This is a genomic window from Pseudodonghicola flavimaris (assembly GCF_030164425.1).
Lineage (GTDB): Bacteria > Pseudomonadota > Alphaproteobacteria > Rhodobacterales > Rhodobacteraceae > Pseudodonghicola > Pseudodonghicola flavimaris.
Genome location: NZ_JASNJD010000024.1, coordinates 34,713 through 48,236, shown reverse-complemented (window position 1 = coordinate 48,236; position 13,524 = coordinate 34,713). Strand labels below are relative to the sequence as shown.

At 64.8% G+C, this 13,524-nt stretch carries 14 protein-coding genes; 6 read left to right on the top strand and 8 right to left on the bottom strand.

Annotated features, from left to right (window positions below; all coding sequences use genetic code 11):
- The first annotated feature begins 81 nt into the window (after nt 1–81).
- From QO033_RS21955 to QO033_RS21935, 5 genes are all read left to right on the top strand, one after another.
- Nucleotides 82–1,509: an aminotransferase-like domain-containing protein gene (locus tag QO033_RS21955; RefSeq protein WP_284483045.1), complete on the top strand. Its 1,428-nt coding sequence runs from the start codon at nt 82–84 to the stop codon at nt 1,507–1,509.
- A 174-nt stretch (nt 1,510–1,683) separates the two neighbouring features.
- Nucleotides 1,684–2,142, top strand: coding sequence for a 50S ribosomal protein L13 (rplM, locus tag QO033_RS21950; RefSeq protein WP_284483044.1), 459 nt, complete (start codon nt 1,684–1,686; stop codon nt 2,140–2,142).
- 5 nt (nt 2,143–2,147) lie between these two features.
- Nucleotides 2,148–2,633: a 30S ribosomal protein S9 gene (gene rpsI, locus QO033_RS21945; RefSeq protein WP_284483043.1), complete on the top strand. Its 486-nt coding sequence runs from the start codon at nt 2,148–2,150 to the stop codon at nt 2,631–2,633.
- A gap of 190 nt (nt 2,634–2,823) precedes the next feature.
- Nucleotides 2,824–3,192 carry a group I truncated hemoglobin gene (locus QO033_RS21940; protein WP_284483042.1) on the top strand — a complete coding sequence of 123 codons (369 nt, stop codon included), beginning with the start codon at nt 2,824–2,826 and terminating at the stop codon, nt 3,190–3,192.
- Nucleotides 3,189–4,247, top strand: a complete 1,059-nt coding sequence (locus QO033_RS21935) for an adenylate/guanylate cyclase domain-containing protein (RefSeq protein WP_284483041.1) — start codon at nt 3,189–3,191, stop codon at nt 4,245–4,247. Before QO033_RS21940 ends, QO033_RS21935 begins: the two co-directional genes overlap by 4 nt.
- Before the next feature lie 29 nt (nt 4,248–4,276).
- Here QO033_RS21935 and QO033_RS21930 read toward each other — a convergent pair whose 3' ends face one another.
- The 6 genes from QO033_RS21930 to metA form a co-directional block, all read right to left on the bottom strand.
- Nucleotides 4,277–5,104 carry a glycosyltransferase family 25 protein gene (locus QO033_RS21930; RefSeq protein ID WP_284483040.1) on the bottom strand — a complete coding sequence of 276 codons (828 nt, stop codon included), beginning with the start codon at nt 5,102–5,104 and terminating at the stop codon, nt 4,277–4,279.
- Nucleotides 5,101–7,347, bottom strand: coding sequence for an FkbM family methyltransferase (locus QO033_RS21925; RefSeq protein WP_284483039.1), 2,247 nt, complete (start codon nt 7,345–7,347; stop codon nt 5,101–5,103). The genes QO033_RS21930 and QO033_RS21925 overlap by 4 nt, the downstream gene beginning before the upstream one ends.
- Nucleotides 7,348–7,477: 130 nt before the next feature.
- Nucleotides 7,478–8,092 (bottom strand): TetR/AcrR family transcriptional regulator, encoded by a 615-nt coding sequence (locus tag QO033_RS21920; protein WP_284483038.1) that lies wholly within the window; start codon nt 8,090–8,092, stop codon nt 7,478–7,480.
- Nucleotides 8,085–8,954, bottom strand: coding sequence for a polyphosphate kinase 2 (gene ppk2, locus QO033_RS21915; RefSeq protein ID WP_284483037.1), 870 nt, complete (start codon nt 8,952–8,954; stop codon nt 8,085–8,087). Before ppk2 ends, QO033_RS21920 begins: the two co-directional genes overlap by 8 nt.
- A 49-nt stretch (nt 8,955–9,003) precedes the next feature.
- Nucleotides 9,004–9,957: an alpha/beta fold hydrolase gene (locus QO033_RS21910; RefSeq protein WP_284483036.1), complete on the bottom strand. Its 954-nt coding sequence runs from the start codon at nt 9,955–9,957 to the stop codon at nt 9,004–9,006.
- Nucleotides 9,958–9,960: 3 nt separating this feature from the next.
- Entirely contained in the window at nt 9,961–10,905 is a 945-nt protein-coding gene (gene metA / locus QO033_RS21905) for a homoserine O-acetyltransferase MetA (RefSeq protein WP_284483035.1), read from the bottom strand.
- 145 nt (nt 10,906–11,050) lie between these two features.
- On the opposite strand from metA, the gene QO033_RS21900 reads away from it, so the two are divergent.
- The gene (locus tag QO033_RS21900; protein WP_284483034.1) at nt 11,051–11,647 is read left to right on the top strand and encodes a hypothetical protein; all 597 of its coding nucleotides are present in this window, start codon (nt 11,051–11,053) and stop codon (nt 11,645–11,647) included.
- 4 nt (nt 11,648–11,651) lie between these two features.
- Here QO033_RS21900 and QO033_RS21895 read toward each other — a convergent pair whose 3' ends face one another.
- Nucleotides 11,652–12,515 carry an ATPase gene (locus QO033_RS21895; RefSeq protein ID WP_284483033.1) on the bottom strand — a complete coding sequence of 288 codons (864 nt, stop codon included), beginning with the start codon at nt 12,513–12,515 and terminating at the stop codon, nt 11,652–11,654.
- Between the two features lie 77 nt (nt 12,516–12,592).
- Nucleotides 12,593–13,477, bottom strand: coding sequence for a DMT family transporter (locus QO033_RS21890; protein WP_284483032.1), 885 nt, complete (start codon nt 13,475–13,477; stop codon nt 12,593–12,595).
- Nucleotides 13,478–13,524 lie beyond the last annotated feature (47 nt).

Here is a 13,524-nt window from a genome sequence, read left to right as displayed (position 1 = left end):
AATTGTATTGACACACTTTCGTCTTGTTTCGTATGTATCTTGGTACAATGGTGAGGTGAGATGGTCAAAGGAAACATTGTCATGGATACAATTTGGGCGGATACCTTTGCCGATGCCTCCGGGCCGAAATATCGCGCGGTGATCGACCGGATCCGCCGGGGCATCCGCACGGGAGAGTTGGCGGTGGGGGAGAAACTGCCGCCGGTGCGAGAGCTTGCCTATCAGCTGGACATCACCCCTGGGACCGTCGCGCGGGCCTATAAGCTGCTGACCGACGAAGGTGTGCTGCTGGCGGAGGTCGGGCGCGGTACCTTCGTGGCGCCGGCCGATCGCCGGGACTCAGAGGACGTGGCGGATTCCGAGCCGGAATTCCGCCACGACGTCGCACCGCACAACAGCGAGGCTGGCGATGGCTATCACGTCAACCTGTTCTCGCCGCATCTGCCCAGTGTCGGGCAGGCCGGCCTGATCCGGGAACTGCTGGGGGAAATCGCCAAGGCGCCGCCCTCGGGCATGATGCACTACCCCTCGCGCGAAGGCTCTCGCCCGGCGCGGGAGGCGGCGGCGCGTTGGCTGTCCGCCAGCACGGTGGGCCGGGTCCGTGAAAGCGATGTGGTTCTGGCCAACGGCGGGCAGAACGCGCTTTGCCTGGTGCTGCAGACCGTGCTGCGCGGCCGTCGCCCGGTGGTCCTGGTCGAGGAGCTGTCCTATCCGGGGTTTCGCCGTGCCGCCGAATTGCTGCGGGCCGAGGTGGTGCCGGTGCCGATGGATGCGGAGGGGCTGATCCCCGAGGCGCTGGAGGCGGCGGCCCGCCAGCACGATGCGCAGATCCTCTGTACTTCGCCCGAGGCGCACAACCCGACGCTGACCCATACGCCACAGGCGCGCCGGCAGGCGCTGGTCGACGTCGCGCGTCGCTGCGATTTCCAGATCCTGGAGGACAACTGTTATCATGTGTCGGAGGCCAGCGGTCCCGGCTACCGCCTGCTGGCGCCGGAGCGCAGCTGGTATGTCACCTCGATCTCGAAAAGCATCACCCCGGCGCTGCGGATCGGTTTCGCCCTGGCCCCGCGCGAGCGCACGGCGCAGTTGCGGCGTGCGGCGGAACACGGGTTCTTCGGCATCGCGACGCCGCTGACCGATCTGATGGCGCGGCTGCTGGTCGATCCGCGTCTGGCGGCCCTGACCGACAAGGTCCACGGGGTGATCCGCGATTACGTGCAATGCGCGGTGAACGCTCTTGGCGGACATCAGCTGGTGTGGCGCTCGGACGTGCCGTTTCTGTGGCTGCCGCTGCCGCTGGGGTGGCGCGCCGGCGCCTTTGTGCAGGCGGCGGAGGCGGAGGGCGTGCGGGTCCGGTCGGCCGAGGATTTCGTGCAGCGCAATGCGCGCGCCCCGCATGCCGTGCGCCTGGCGATCAATGCCGGGGTGTCGCTGGATACCTTCGAACAGGCGATGCAGAGGCTTTGCGCCCTGCTGGACAGCCCGTCCGAGCTGATCGCGATCTGAGAGTGCTCAAAACCTTGGGGTATTATAGTACCTAATTTTTAAGATACTGTTTTTGCTGTATAAATTTGAAAAAGTCTCAGTTGACGCGGTCATGGGGCTTCCTTATACCCCGCCCATCGAATTCGCTGCGGGCCAAACCTTGTCCCGCGCATCACGTCAAACGGGACTGATCCGATGAAAACCTTTTCTGCGACCCCTGCAGAGATCGACAAGAAGTGGATCCTGATCGACGCCGAAGGCGTTGTTCTGGGCCGTCTTGCCTCGATCGTCGCCATGCGCCTGCGTGGCAAACACAAAGCCTCCTTCACCCCGCATATGGATATGGGCGACAACGTCATTATCATCAATGCGGACAAGGTGCAGATGACCGGCAAGAAGCGCGAAGAGCACTTCTACTGGCACACCGGCCATCCGGGCGGCATCAAATCGCGCACCAAACAGCAGATCCTGGAAGGCGCGCACCCCGAGCGTGTGGTCTATCAGGCCGTCAAGCGCATGCTGCCGGGCAACCGCCTGTCGCGCCAGCAGATGACCAACCTGCGCATCTATGCCGGTGCCGAACACCCGCATGAGGCCCAGAGCCCCGAAGTTCTGGATGTCAAATCCATGAACAAGAAAAACACCCGGAGCTGAGACAGATGGCTGATCAGATCAATACTCTCGAAGAGCTGGGCGCAGTCGCCGGCGTCGAAGTCGTGACCGAAGAGGTCATCTCGCGTGAGCCCGTCCGTGACGAACTGGGCCGCTCCTATGCCACCGGCAAACGGAAAGACGCGGTTGCCCGCGTCTGGATCAAGCCGGGCTCCGGCAAGGTCGTCGTCAACGGCAAGGAAATGGACAAGTACTTTGCCCGTCCGGTGCTGCAGCTGATCCTGCGCCAGCCGTTCCAGGTGGCCGGTGTCGAAGGCGAATTCGACGTGATGGCAACCGTCAAGGGCGGTGGCCTGACCGGTCAGGCCGGCGCGGTCAAGCACGGCATCTCCAAGGCGCTGCAGCTGTACGATCCGTCGCTGCGCGGCGCTCTGAAAGCCGCCGGCTTCCTGACCCGCGACAGCCGCGTGGTGGAACGGAAGAAATACGGTAAGCGCAAAGCCCGCCGTTCGTTCCAGTTCTCCAAGCGTTAAGCTTTCGGAACAGATTTTCGGAAAGGCCGTGCCCAAGGGGCGCGGCCTTTTCGTTTGCGCTGCAAAATGCGGCGGTTTCCCGGCTTTCGCGGCCATCTCCGTGCCGGGCTTGACGTAGAGTTAACTTTCTGCGGGAATTGGCGTATCCTGCCCAAGGTGCCTGATGCGCCCGGGCTGACGGGAGGAGGCGATGCCGCAGACGCTCTACGAGAAATACGGCGGGTTCAAAACGATCAGCCGCATCGTCATGACGTTTTACGAAATGGCGCTCGATTCAGACCAGATCGGCGATTACTTCGCCGATGTCGACATGCCCCGGCTGATCGACCATCAGACCAAGTTCATCTCCTCGCTGATGGGCGGCCCGGCCTCGTTCAGCGACGATCGGCTGGAAGCGGTGCATCGCGCGCTGGGGATCAGCCATGCGGATTTCGACGAGATGGCCGCGCTGCTGAGCGAGGCGTTGGCCGATCACGGCGTCGGGGCCACCGATGTCGGGCTGGTGCTGGAGGCGATCGAAGGCAAGCGCGGCATCATCGTCGCCCGGTCCGCGGCATGAGCCTCGCCGCGATCAACGAACAGCTGTTGCGGGCCATCGGCGTGGGGGTCGCGGTGGTGCGGGCCTCCGACCTGACCTTCGTGTTCCATAACCAGCCGTTTGCCGAGTGGTTCGGTACACCCGGCCCGGGGGCAACCCTACCGGAGGTGATGGAGGCGCTCGACCCCGAGGAACTGGGCCAGCAGCAGGGCGAGGGGCTGCGCTACTCCGCCGAGCTGCAGATCAAGCTGAAGCGGCGCACGCTGGTCTTCGCGGTGAATATCTCCTCCGCCGACCAGCCGGAGGAACAGCTTCTGGTGGTGGAATGCCAGAACATCACCCGGATGCGCGAACTGGAAAGCATGATCGACAGCTATTCCACCATGGTCGAGCGGAACACGCGGGAACTGGAGCGCGAGAAGGAGCGGGTGGAGCGGCTGTTGCTGAACCTGATGCCGCGCTCGGTCTACGAGGAATTCAAGACCTTCGGGGTGGTCACGCCGCAGCTCTATCCGCAGATCTCGGTGGTGATGCTGGATTTCGTCGATTTCACCGATTTCGCCGCCCGGACCGATCCGACCATCACCCTGGGGGAGCTGAACGATATTTTCACCGCTTTCGACCGGATCGTGGAGCAATACGGCTGCGAGCGGATCAAGACCATCGGCGATGCCTATCTGGCGGTGGCCGGAATGCCGGAGCCGACGCCGGACCACGCCACAGCGGTGGCGCATTGCGCAACCCGTTTTCTGCGGTATCTGGAGCGGCGCAACGAGAGCCACCAGCACACCTGGCGGGCCCGCATCGGGCTGGGCACCGGTGCTGCTGTGGGCTCTGTCGTGGGGATCCAGAAATATGTCTATGACGTGTTCGGGCCGGCGGTAAATCTGGCCTCGCGGCTGCAGGTTTTCGCCAAGCCGATGCATATCGTGGCGCCGGAAACGATGAAGGCGGCACTGTCGGAGGAATTCCATGTCTCGGATATCGGCCCGACCGAGATCAAGGGGCTGGGTGCGGTCGATCTGGTCAGTGTCGGATCTGAATTGAGCGCCCCACAGGCAGCACGGCGCTACTGATCTCTTGCCGTGATCTGCAGGAGCGGCGGCTACTTGCAGTAGGGGGGCAGATCCGGGCTGCGCGGCACTGTCCCGATGAAGCCGCCCCGCGCCAGCAGCGCCCGATCTCCATGAAGCCTGCGGGACAGCCGCCGCAGGCTGCGCCTGATCTCCTTTGCCAGCCGGTAGGGCACCGGTCCCTTGTCGGCGCGCGCCTTCGGGGCTGGTGCGGTGCGTTCGCTGCCGGCGATGCTGGCGGGAATTTCCGGCCGGCCGCTGAGGTCGGAAAACATGCCCTGCATCGCCACGATGGGGCTGAGCTGGAACGCGCGGTAGCCCGGGTGCGGTCGGGTCAGGAAATCGTCCAGATGGTCGCAATACCGCTCCGACCGGCGCAACAGGATCTCGGCGCCCTCCGGCGTCAGAATATAGGCGGCGGCGCTGGGGATCACACCGGTCAGCGGCCGCAGCGACATCCCCGCCATTGGCACCTCCGGCCCCAGACGCAGGGGATCGCCCGGCGCGTCCAGCTTGATCATGTGATAGCGGTCGGCATGCGGCGCCAGGGTGGAGCAGACCGCGCCGGCCTCGGCCGAGAGCAGCACGTCATCCTCCATCAGCACCGCCGGCGCGCCGTCATCGCGGACCCGCTGCCAGAGCGCGCGGTGGCTTTCGAACACCGCCACCTCCGACGGCAGCAGGCTCCAGTAGGCGCCCCAGCGCCCGGGGCGATAGCGGCGGCTGATCGGCGCGCTGGCGGCATCCACGGCCGGGAAACGGTGCACCCGATCGAACCCGGCGATGGCACATTGCGCCTGCATGAAGTCTGCGCGTTGGGGCACCCGGTCCAGGTTGATGAAATGGGCCGGCAGGCTCATCCAAAGAGTTTCCGCAGCTTGCGCCACTTGTATTTGGACCGGCCCTTGGCGTGATCGCTCATGAACTCCTCGCCGACATCCTCGGCCTCATGCGCGCGTAGCAGGACAGGGGCGTTCCAGGGATCGTAGGGCACCAGCCGCTGTTCGCTGAGACAGGGGCGCATGAAGCTCCGGGCGCTGCGGTTCAGCAGGCTGGCGGCGAAGGAGAACGAGCTGTTCGAGATCGCCAGATGATCGCCCAGCGTCAGCGCCGCGAAATCGGTGAAGAAGGGCTCGGGCAGATCGGTCGCCGGCAGGTCGGCCTCGGTCAGCGTGTTGAACCCCGCGAAGGCCGGCAGCACCGCCTGCAGGTCGTCGGAGGCGATATAGAGCGTCAGGTCGGGCGCCTCGGCCCGCAGTTCCTGCAGCCAGTCCAGGTACCAGCTTTCCGGTGCGATAAAGAACACTCCGGTTCCGAAATCGCCACGCCGCAGGTGCAGCGGGACCACCGGGCCGGGTTGCCGGGCGAACAGCGCGGCGATCTCGGCGGCGCGTTCGGCATAGGCGCCCTTGAAGGCGAAATCCGACAGGATCTGCGGCTTGTAAGGTTTGTAGTAGCGGCTGTGGAACTGGAAAAACCCGGTGAAATCGCTGTTCGGATGCAGCTGCGGATCGTTGGCGACATTGCTGGTTTCCAGATCGTGTCGGTCGCGCAGCTCGGCCACCTGAAACGGCATTTCCGGCAGCGGGTCGAGCCCGGGCGGGGTGTGGAACATTTCGTCGCCGACCCAGGCCGGGGTGGCGGCGATGAAATCATGTTCGCGCGCATAGCTGTGGATGAACATCGACTGGAACAGCTGATTGCCGAACCGGCCCATGTTGCCGACCGCGGAGCAGGTCACCATCGGCCGCCGGATATAGAGCGCGTCGCCCCATTCCTCGGAATAAGGCGTGTTGGTCATCACCCGGATGAAGCCATGCGCGCCGAGGAAATCGTCGAGATCGGCGATCAGCGGGCAGCCCTCATAGAGTTCCGAGAAATTCACTTCGAGCTGCAGAGCATTGATATGCTTGAGCGTTTCTGTGGCACCCCGAAGCGCCATAAGCTCCGCGCCCTGAATGTCCATGGCGATGAAATCCAGTGTCGCGGGATCGACACCGGCCTCGGCCAGAAGCGTGTCGAGCGGGGCGGTGCGGACCTCCACCGTTTCGGCGACGCCGATCTTGGGGTAAAGCTTGGCGTGATCCTTGAGCTTGAGCAGAGAGCTCGACTGATCCATCGAGGTGATGTTGAACCGTGCAGTGCCCTCGTTGTCGGAGGCGGCGCATTCGATCACGGTGACATCGGCATCCGCAGCGAAGCGGTCGCGCAGCCCCTGGGCCAGGCCGGGATTGGCCTCGACAAAGACCACCGGGCTGATGTCGCGGGCGCGATAGGTGGCGATCTCCTCCCCCTTGTGGCCACCCACATGCAGCGCCCCGCGGGGACGGATGCCGTAGCGGTCGAGCAGGTCGAAATCCAGCTCGATCTCGCCTCCCTGTTTCAGGAACGGACCCATCAGCCGCTCATGCAGCGCGAGGAAGTTGGTGTATTGATAGGTTTCGTCGCGGTCGGTGAACTGCCTGAGTTCGGTGAACTTGCGTTTCTCCACCCGCAGCACGCGATAGCCGTTGCGCCGCAGCAGCGACCAGACGTTGCGCAGCGACACGCCGGCATCGAAGAAGGTGCCGCCATATTCGAATTGCAGGAAATCCACCTGGCCGCGCCGCAGCAGCGCATCGGCGCCGCGCAGCACATCGTATTCGGCGCCTTCGACATCGACCTTGAGAAACCGGATCTGTTCGCGCCGGCCGGCCCAGTAGCTGTCCAGCGTGGTGCCGGGCACGGTGATGGCATCGAAACCGGCGGTGAGCAGCTTGTCCTCGACACTGTGGCGCCGGTGCAGGGAGCTGAGCCGGGCGTCGTCGCGGTAGACGTGAAAGGTCATGTCCTCGCCGCAGTTGGTGACCGCATTCCAGTTCAGCGTCACCCGGTCGCTCAGGCTCTGTTGCAGCTTGTCATAGGCGTCGCGCGAGGCTTCGAAGACATGCAGATCGGCGGATTTGTGATGCAGCACCGCCTCGGACCATTTGCCGTGGTGGGCGCCGACATCCAGAACGATATCGCCGTCGCGGATGCATTTGCCGATGATAAACCGCTCGTCATCGGTAATCGGATCGTCCTGGTGGCGCTTGCGTTCTGCCCGGCGGGAAAAAAGTTTCATTCTGCTGTCGCTATCCTGTCTGCCCGCTTTCGCATTCGTCCTGCGGGGGGACATGTGAAAGGAAATGATTTTATCGGTATTTCAGTTTTCTGGCAAAATCCGCGGGGCTTGTAAACGGGCTGGCGACGGCTCAGCCGTCCGGCGCGATCAGCCCCAGGCCACGCAGGTAGATGCCGATGCCGGCCTCCAGCAGATCCTCGGGCGAAAACGGCGAGGCGGCGATATTGTTGCGGGCATAGAGCTCGACCACCCCGTGGCTCAGCGCCCAGATATGCGCGCTGAACATCGACGCCGGGGGCCGTTTGTCGGCCGGGATATGTTCGGAAAGCTTCGTCGCCGCCTGTTCCAGCACCCCGCGGGCCCGCGCCGAGGCCGCGGCCAGCTCCGGCGTGCGGTTGGGCGAGATGCCGCTTTCGAACATGGCGATGTAATGGCCGGGGTGCTTGCGGGCGAAGGCCAGATAGGCGCGTCCCGTCGCCTCGAAGGCGGCCAGCGCCGAGGGTAGCCCGGTGTTATAGGCATATTCCATCAGATCGGCGAAGATCTCGAACCCCTGCCGGGCGGCCTCGGCGATCAGCTCCTCGCGCCCGGCGAAATGGCGATAGACCGCCGCCGGGGTGACCCCGGCGGTCTTTGCCGCCTCCGACAGGGTGAAACCGGTCGGACCCTTGGCCTCGATCAGCTGCAACGCCGCCTCGACCAGAGCCTGCCTGAGGTTTCCGTGGTGATAGCCGCGCTTAGCCATCCCAGATATCCGGCCCGCCACAGACCCGCATGTCGGGCTTGCCGATGGCCTTGAAATCCTTGTGGTCGTAATTCAGCGACAGCAGCATGTGGCGGATCGCCTCCAGCCGGGTGCGGCGCTTGTCGTCGGCGCGCAGCACCGTCCAGGGCGCATAGGGGCTGTGGCTGCGCGTCAGGGTTTCCGAGATCGCATCGGTGTACTGATCCCAGAGCTTCAGCCCCTTGACGTCGATATCGCTCAGCTTCCACTGCTTCAGCGGATCGCGTTCGCGGGCGATGAAGCGGCGCAGCTGTTCGGCCTGGCCGACGTTCAGCCAGTATTTGAACAGATAGATGCCGTCGTCGACCAGCGATTGCTCGAAGGGAATCACTTGGCGGAAGAAGCGTTCGCGCTCTTCCTCGGTGCAGAAGCCGAAGACCTTCTCGACCACGCCGCGGTTGTACCAGCTGCGGTCGTAGAAGACGATTTCGCCGGCGGCGGGCAGGTGATCTATATAGCGCTGGAAATACCATTGACCGCGTTCGCCGTCGGTGGGTTTCGGCAGCGCCACCAGCCGGGCGCCACGCGGGTTCAGATATTCGCGGAACCGCTTGATGGTGCCGCCCTTGCCGGCGGCGTCGCGGCCCTCGAACACGGCGACGACGCGGGCGCCGCTCTGTTTCACCCAGGCCTGCATCTTGCCCAGCTCGATATGCAGTGCCTCCAGCTCCCGTTCATAGACCTTGCGGCCCAGCCGTTCGGAATGCGGGTAATCGCGGGTGAGGATATCGTCCTTTTCGGCGCGCTTGAGCGCCTTGCGCACGCTGTCGGGCGCATCGGTTTCAAAGAACTTGGTGATCGCACCGTCAAAGGGCAGGTCCATCGGGCCGTCTTCCTGTTGTTTCGACACTCTATATGGAATGTTAAACCGCTTAACGCAAACCCGCGCGCTGCGCTGCGCGGTCGATGGCGGCGACCACCTCTTCGGCGGCGACATGCTGGGGCATATGACCGATGCCCTCCAGCCAGGTTACCCGGGCGGCGGGGATGCGGCGGGCCAGGGCGTCGGAATGCAGGCCGGGATCGACGGTGATATCGGCGGTGCCGTGGACGATCTCGGTTGGCACGCCGATCCCGGGATAGAGCGGTGCCAGCGCCTCGATCTCGTCGAGCAGATTGGCGCGTTGCAGCGCGTTTTCCCGCATCGCCCTGCGGCGCAGCGGCAGGCGGGCGCCGAAATGGCCGGCATAGCCCGGCGGCACCGGCTGCGGCGCGAAGACCTCCTCCAGCGTACTGTTGACCTTGGAGGTCGGCACCCAGGCGGCGATCAGCGGCACCGCCAGAATCCGCCCGAGCCGCGACGAGGTGATCCGGTAGAACAGATCGAGCGGCACGTCCCAGGGGTGCGAGGCGGCGGAGATCGGCACCAGCGCCGACAGCCGGTCGGGATGATGCACCGCCCAGGCCAGCGCCACCGCGCCGCCATAGCTCTGACCGGCGACGATCGGACGCCGGGCGCCCAGTTCGGCCGCAGCCTGCACCAGCACATCGGCCTGTTCGGCGATGCTGGCGCCACGGCGGTGCAGCGGATCGGAATAGCCCAGCCCCGGCCGGTCGAACAGGATCACCCGGTAGCGCTGCGCGAGCAACGGGGCGAGGGCGAAGCTCATGTCGCGGGTGCTGCCGTTCGAGCCGTGGATCAGCACCAGATCGGGACCCTGTCCCATCACCTCGGCATGAACCCGGCCATGGGCCAGCGTCAGGAACTGGCCGCCGGGCGGATGATCTGCCTCGGCCCGTGCCTCGGCCCGGGTCGCGCGCCACAGGGTCAGTGACCAGAACAGCGCCAGCACCGCCAGACCGGGCAGCAGCCCCCGCAGCAGCATGGCTCAGCCGCGCTTGCGCAGATCGGTGCTTTCCTGGCCGATCCGGGACATGTCGAACGGCGTGGTCTGATAGATCTCGCCGATCCAGTTGCCGTAAAGCAGATGCGCCTGGCTGCGCCAGCGGTTCGACGGCCGCTGTGCCGGATCGTCACCGGGGAAATAATTGACCGGCATCAGGATATCGCCGCCGGCGGCGACGTCGCGATCGTATTCCTGTTTCAGCGTATCGCTGTCGTATTCGAAGTGGTTGAAGACATAGAGCGCGCGACGCCCCGGGTCCTCGACCAGACAGGGCCCGGTCTCGTCGCTGCCGATCAGCGTCACCAGTTCCGGCACGGTATCGATCTCGGCCTGTTTCATCTCGGTCCAGCGGCTGACCGGCACGATGAAGTCGTCCGAGAACCCGCGCAGGAAGGGTGAGGCCGGCTGCATGTTCTTCTGACGGAAACAGCCGAAGGCCTTGTGATCGAGGATATGTTTCTTCACCCGGTGGAAGTAGTAGATCATCGCCATCCCGCCCCAGCAGACGCCGAAGGTGGAATGCACATGGGTCTGCGACCAGTCGAAGACCTCCTGGATCTCGTCCCAATAGGTGACATCCTCGAAATCGAGATGTTCGATCGGCGCACCGGTGATGATCAGCCCGTCGAATTTCTCGTCCTTCACCTCCTGGAACGGGCGATAGAATTCCTCCATATGCTCGGCCGAGGTGGTCTTGGTCTGATGTTCGGTCATCCGGATCAGCGACAGGTCGATCTGCAAGGGCGTGGCGCCGATCAGCCGGGCGAACTGGGTCTCGGTCTGGATCTTCTTCGGCATCAGGTTCAGAAGCCCGATCTTCAGCGGCCGGATGTCCTGCCGTGCCGCCTGATCCTCGGACATGACCATGACGCCCTCGCGCGTGAGCACGTCATAGGCAGGCAGGTCAGAGGGGATCTTGATGGGCATGGCGAAAGCGTTCCTTTTCTTCTTCCCGCTAGATAGACTGACCCGGGCGCCATGCCAAGCGCCCGCGCCGATGCCGCGCGGTGATGACGGCTCTGCATCGGCGCGACGGTAAGGGCGAGGAGCAGGGAAGGATGGTGCGGGCAATATGACACGGGCGATGCTGGCGGCAGTGGCCGCGATGGCCGGAACGATTGCCGCGCTGAGCCTTGGCGCACCGGCGGCGGCCTTCGACGTGGGAGAGACACAGCGCTGCATCTGGCGCTGCCTGTCAGGCTCCCCAGGGGCGGCGAGTCGGGAATACAATCAATGTGTGGCGCGAAACTGCAGCGGCGAAGAGGCACCGGGCACCGCTGCGATCCCGGTCCTGCGCGGCGGTTGGCGCAGCGGGCTCGCGGCCGACGGGATCACCTATTACGCCGGCGCCACGCTCTCTGACAGCGATCCCACCGGGGTCTATTTCATGTGCGCGCCGGGGCAGGCGGGGTATCTGATGCTCTACGGCAGCGGCGCGGCGGCGGGGATCTTCTCTTTCGGGATCGGGCGGGCGCGCTATCCCATGCCCTTCGACCGCCGCCGGCAGGAGCTGACGGTGACGCTGATGCCGGGCGCGGCGGTGTTGCAGGCGATGGCGCAGGGCAGCTGGCTGGTGGTCCGCGATGGAGCGGGCCAGCCGATGCTGGCCGGCTCCCTCGCCGGGGCGGGCCAGGCGTTGCGGCAGGCGCAGGCGCTCTGCTATCGCTGACGGCTCAGCCGCGTCGGTTCAGCGCCTTGACGATCAGCGCGTCGAAATCGCGGGAATCGCGCAGCCCGGCGATCTCATCCGCGGTCACCGTGATGCCCCAGCGGTCCGCCATGGCGGCATAGCGCGGCTGGCGGTGGGCCAGTGCCTGGGCATAGGTCCATCGGATGAAATTGTCGGGATCGACCTCGGCCTCGGTCAGGTTCTTCTCGCTCAGGTACTGATCCCAGACCCGGCTGAGGAATTCCGGCTGATAGGACATCGGTTTCGGCGCCCGGTCGAAGCGGCGGATCAGCTCGGCGGTATGGGCCTCGTCGCCCTTGATCCAGATCATCAGGGTCGATTTGGCCAGTTCGCTCAGCACCGGGTCGTCGGGGTTCGCCGGATCGATCCATTCGCAGATCGATCCGCCGGTGTCGCAGATGAAATGCGGATAGCCATAGAGTCGTTCGGCCCGGTCGATGAAGTATTCGGTGTCGAGCAACGCATGCACCTCGGCCAGGCGGAACTGTTCCTGCCGCCGGCGGTATTCCGCGATCGGCAGCCCGCCCAGGTCGGGATTGCCGGGCTTGCCCAGATAGGTCGACACCGGGGTCAGGTTGTCGAAGCTGATGTTCGAACCGATGTAGATCGAATCCGACAGCAGCAGATCACGCAGAAAGGGCACCTTCATCGCCTCGGCCTTGGCGTTGTCGGTGATGTATTCACCCATGTAGCGGGTGCCGATCCGGTAATCGATGCTGTAGTGGAACCAGTCGCCGGTGGCGCGCAGCATGTTGCTGACATAGGTCTTGCCCAGACCCGACATGCCGAAGAACAGCACCCGTTTGCGCGCCGCCGCGCGCCAGTCCTCTGCCGTGGGATAAAGCATGCCGCCTCCGAACCAGTTCGTGGCCTGCTCTAGCCAGCGGCGCCGGCGGGGTCAATCGGGCGTGAGGGTCCGGGAGCTCAGGCCAGCCGGGTTCGCCGGGTTTCCGACAGGATATTTAGGTAGTTGCCGGCAAAGATGACAGCCGCGCCGACGAAGACCCAGATATCCAGCGGCTCGCGATAGAGCAGCATGCCGACCACCGCGATGGTGGGCAGCCGGGCGAAATCGATCGGCATCACCACGGTTGCCGGCGCGATCGCCAGCGCGTTGGCGATACAGGAATGCGCCACCAGCCCGGTGACCGCGATCACCGCCAGCCAGGGCAGGGTCGAGAGATCGGGCAGGGTGATCTGACCATCCCAGCAGGCGGTGACGGTGCCCAGGATCAGCTGCATCAGCGACAGCCAGAACATGATGTTGCCGACCTTGTGGGTCCGTGTCAGCCGCTTGGTGAAAAGCCCGGTCAGGGCGAAGAACACCGCCGCGCCGGCGGCGGCGAAGACCCCGGCATTCAGCGTCGCGGCGCTGGGGCGGGTGACGATCAGGATGCCGGCAAAACCGATGGCGGCGGCCGCCGCCCGTGTCGGCGTCAGCCGTTCCCCCAGCACCAGCGGCGCCAGCAGCACCACCCAGAGCGGCGAGGTGAATTCCAGCGCGAAGACCTGCGCCAGGGGGATCAGCGCGATGGCGTAGAACCACAGGTTCTGGCCGGAGAAATGCACCAGGTTGCGGATCAGCTGCAGGCCGAAGTCGCGGCGGTTGATCTGGCCGATCCGGCCGGTCAGCTTGAGAAAGCCCAGCATCAGAACCAGGCCGATGGCGCTGCGATACATCAGGATCTCAAAGGTATCGAAAGTGCCACTGACCTCGCGCCCGGCCACCGCCATCGCCGAAAAACAGCCAATGGCGCCGGTCATCCACAGCGCGGCACGGCCGATAGCGGCGGGCGATTGATCCTGCATGGGGTGTTCCTTCCTCGCCGCGTACCGAAACGGCAAAGCCGAGGGAG

Bases quoted from the DNA above. Each gene is read 5' to 3' on its own strand.
- QO033_RS21910 (WP_284483036.1), bottom strand. From the start codon at position 9,957: ATGCTGCTGCGGGGGCTGCTGCCCGGTCTGGCGGTGCTGGCGCTGTTC.
- QO033_RS21925 (WP_284483039.1), bottom strand. From the start codon at position 7,347: ATGAAACTTTTTTCCCGCCGGGCAGAACGCAAGCGCCACCAGGACGAT.
- QO033_RS21955 (WP_284483045.1), top strand. From the start codon at position 82: ATGGATACAATTTGGGCGGATACCTTTGCCGATGCCTCCGGGCCGAAA.
- QO033_RS21890 (WP_284483032.1), bottom strand. From the start codon at position 13,477: ATGCAGGATCAATCGCCCGCCGCTATCGGCCGTGCCGCGCTGTGGATG.
- QO033_RS21940 (WP_284483042.1), top strand. From the start codon at position 2,824: ATGCCGCAGACGCTCTACGAGAAATACGGCGGGTTCAAAACGATCAGC.
- QO033_RS21920 (WP_284483038.1), bottom strand. From the start codon at position 8,092: ATGGCTAAGCGCGGCTATCACCACGGAAACCTCAGGCAGGCTCTGGTC.
- QO033_RS21895 (WP_284483033.1), bottom strand. From the start codon at position 12,515: ATGCTTTATCCCACGGCAGAGGACTGGCGCGCGGCGGCGCGCAAACGG.
- QO033_RS21935 (WP_284483041.1), top strand. From the start codon at position 3,189: ATGAGCCTCGCCGCGATCAACGAACAGCTGTTGCGGGCCATCGGCGTG.
- QO033_RS21930 (WP_284483040.1), bottom strand. From the start codon at position 5,104: ATGAGCCTGCCGGCCCATTTCATCAACCTGGACCGGGTGCCCCAACGC.
- ppk2 (WP_284483037.1), bottom strand. From the start codon at position 8,954: ATGGACCTGCCCTTTGACGGTGCGATCACCAAGTTCTTTGAAACCGAT.
- metA (WP_284483035.1), bottom strand. From the start codon at position 10,905: ATGCCCATCAAGATCCCCTCTGACCTGCCTGCCTATGACGTGCTCACG.
- rpsI (WP_284483043.1), top strand. From the start codon at position 2,148: ATGGCTGATCAGATCAATACTCTCGAAGAGCTGGGCGCAGTCGCCGGC.
- QO033_RS21900 (WP_284483034.1), top strand. From the start codon at position 11,051: ATGACACGGGCGATGCTGGCGGCAGTGGCCGCGATGGCCGGAACGATT.
- rplM (WP_284483044.1), top strand. From the start codon at position 1,684: ATGAAAACCTTTTCTGCGACCCCTGCAGAGATCGACAAGAAGTGGATC.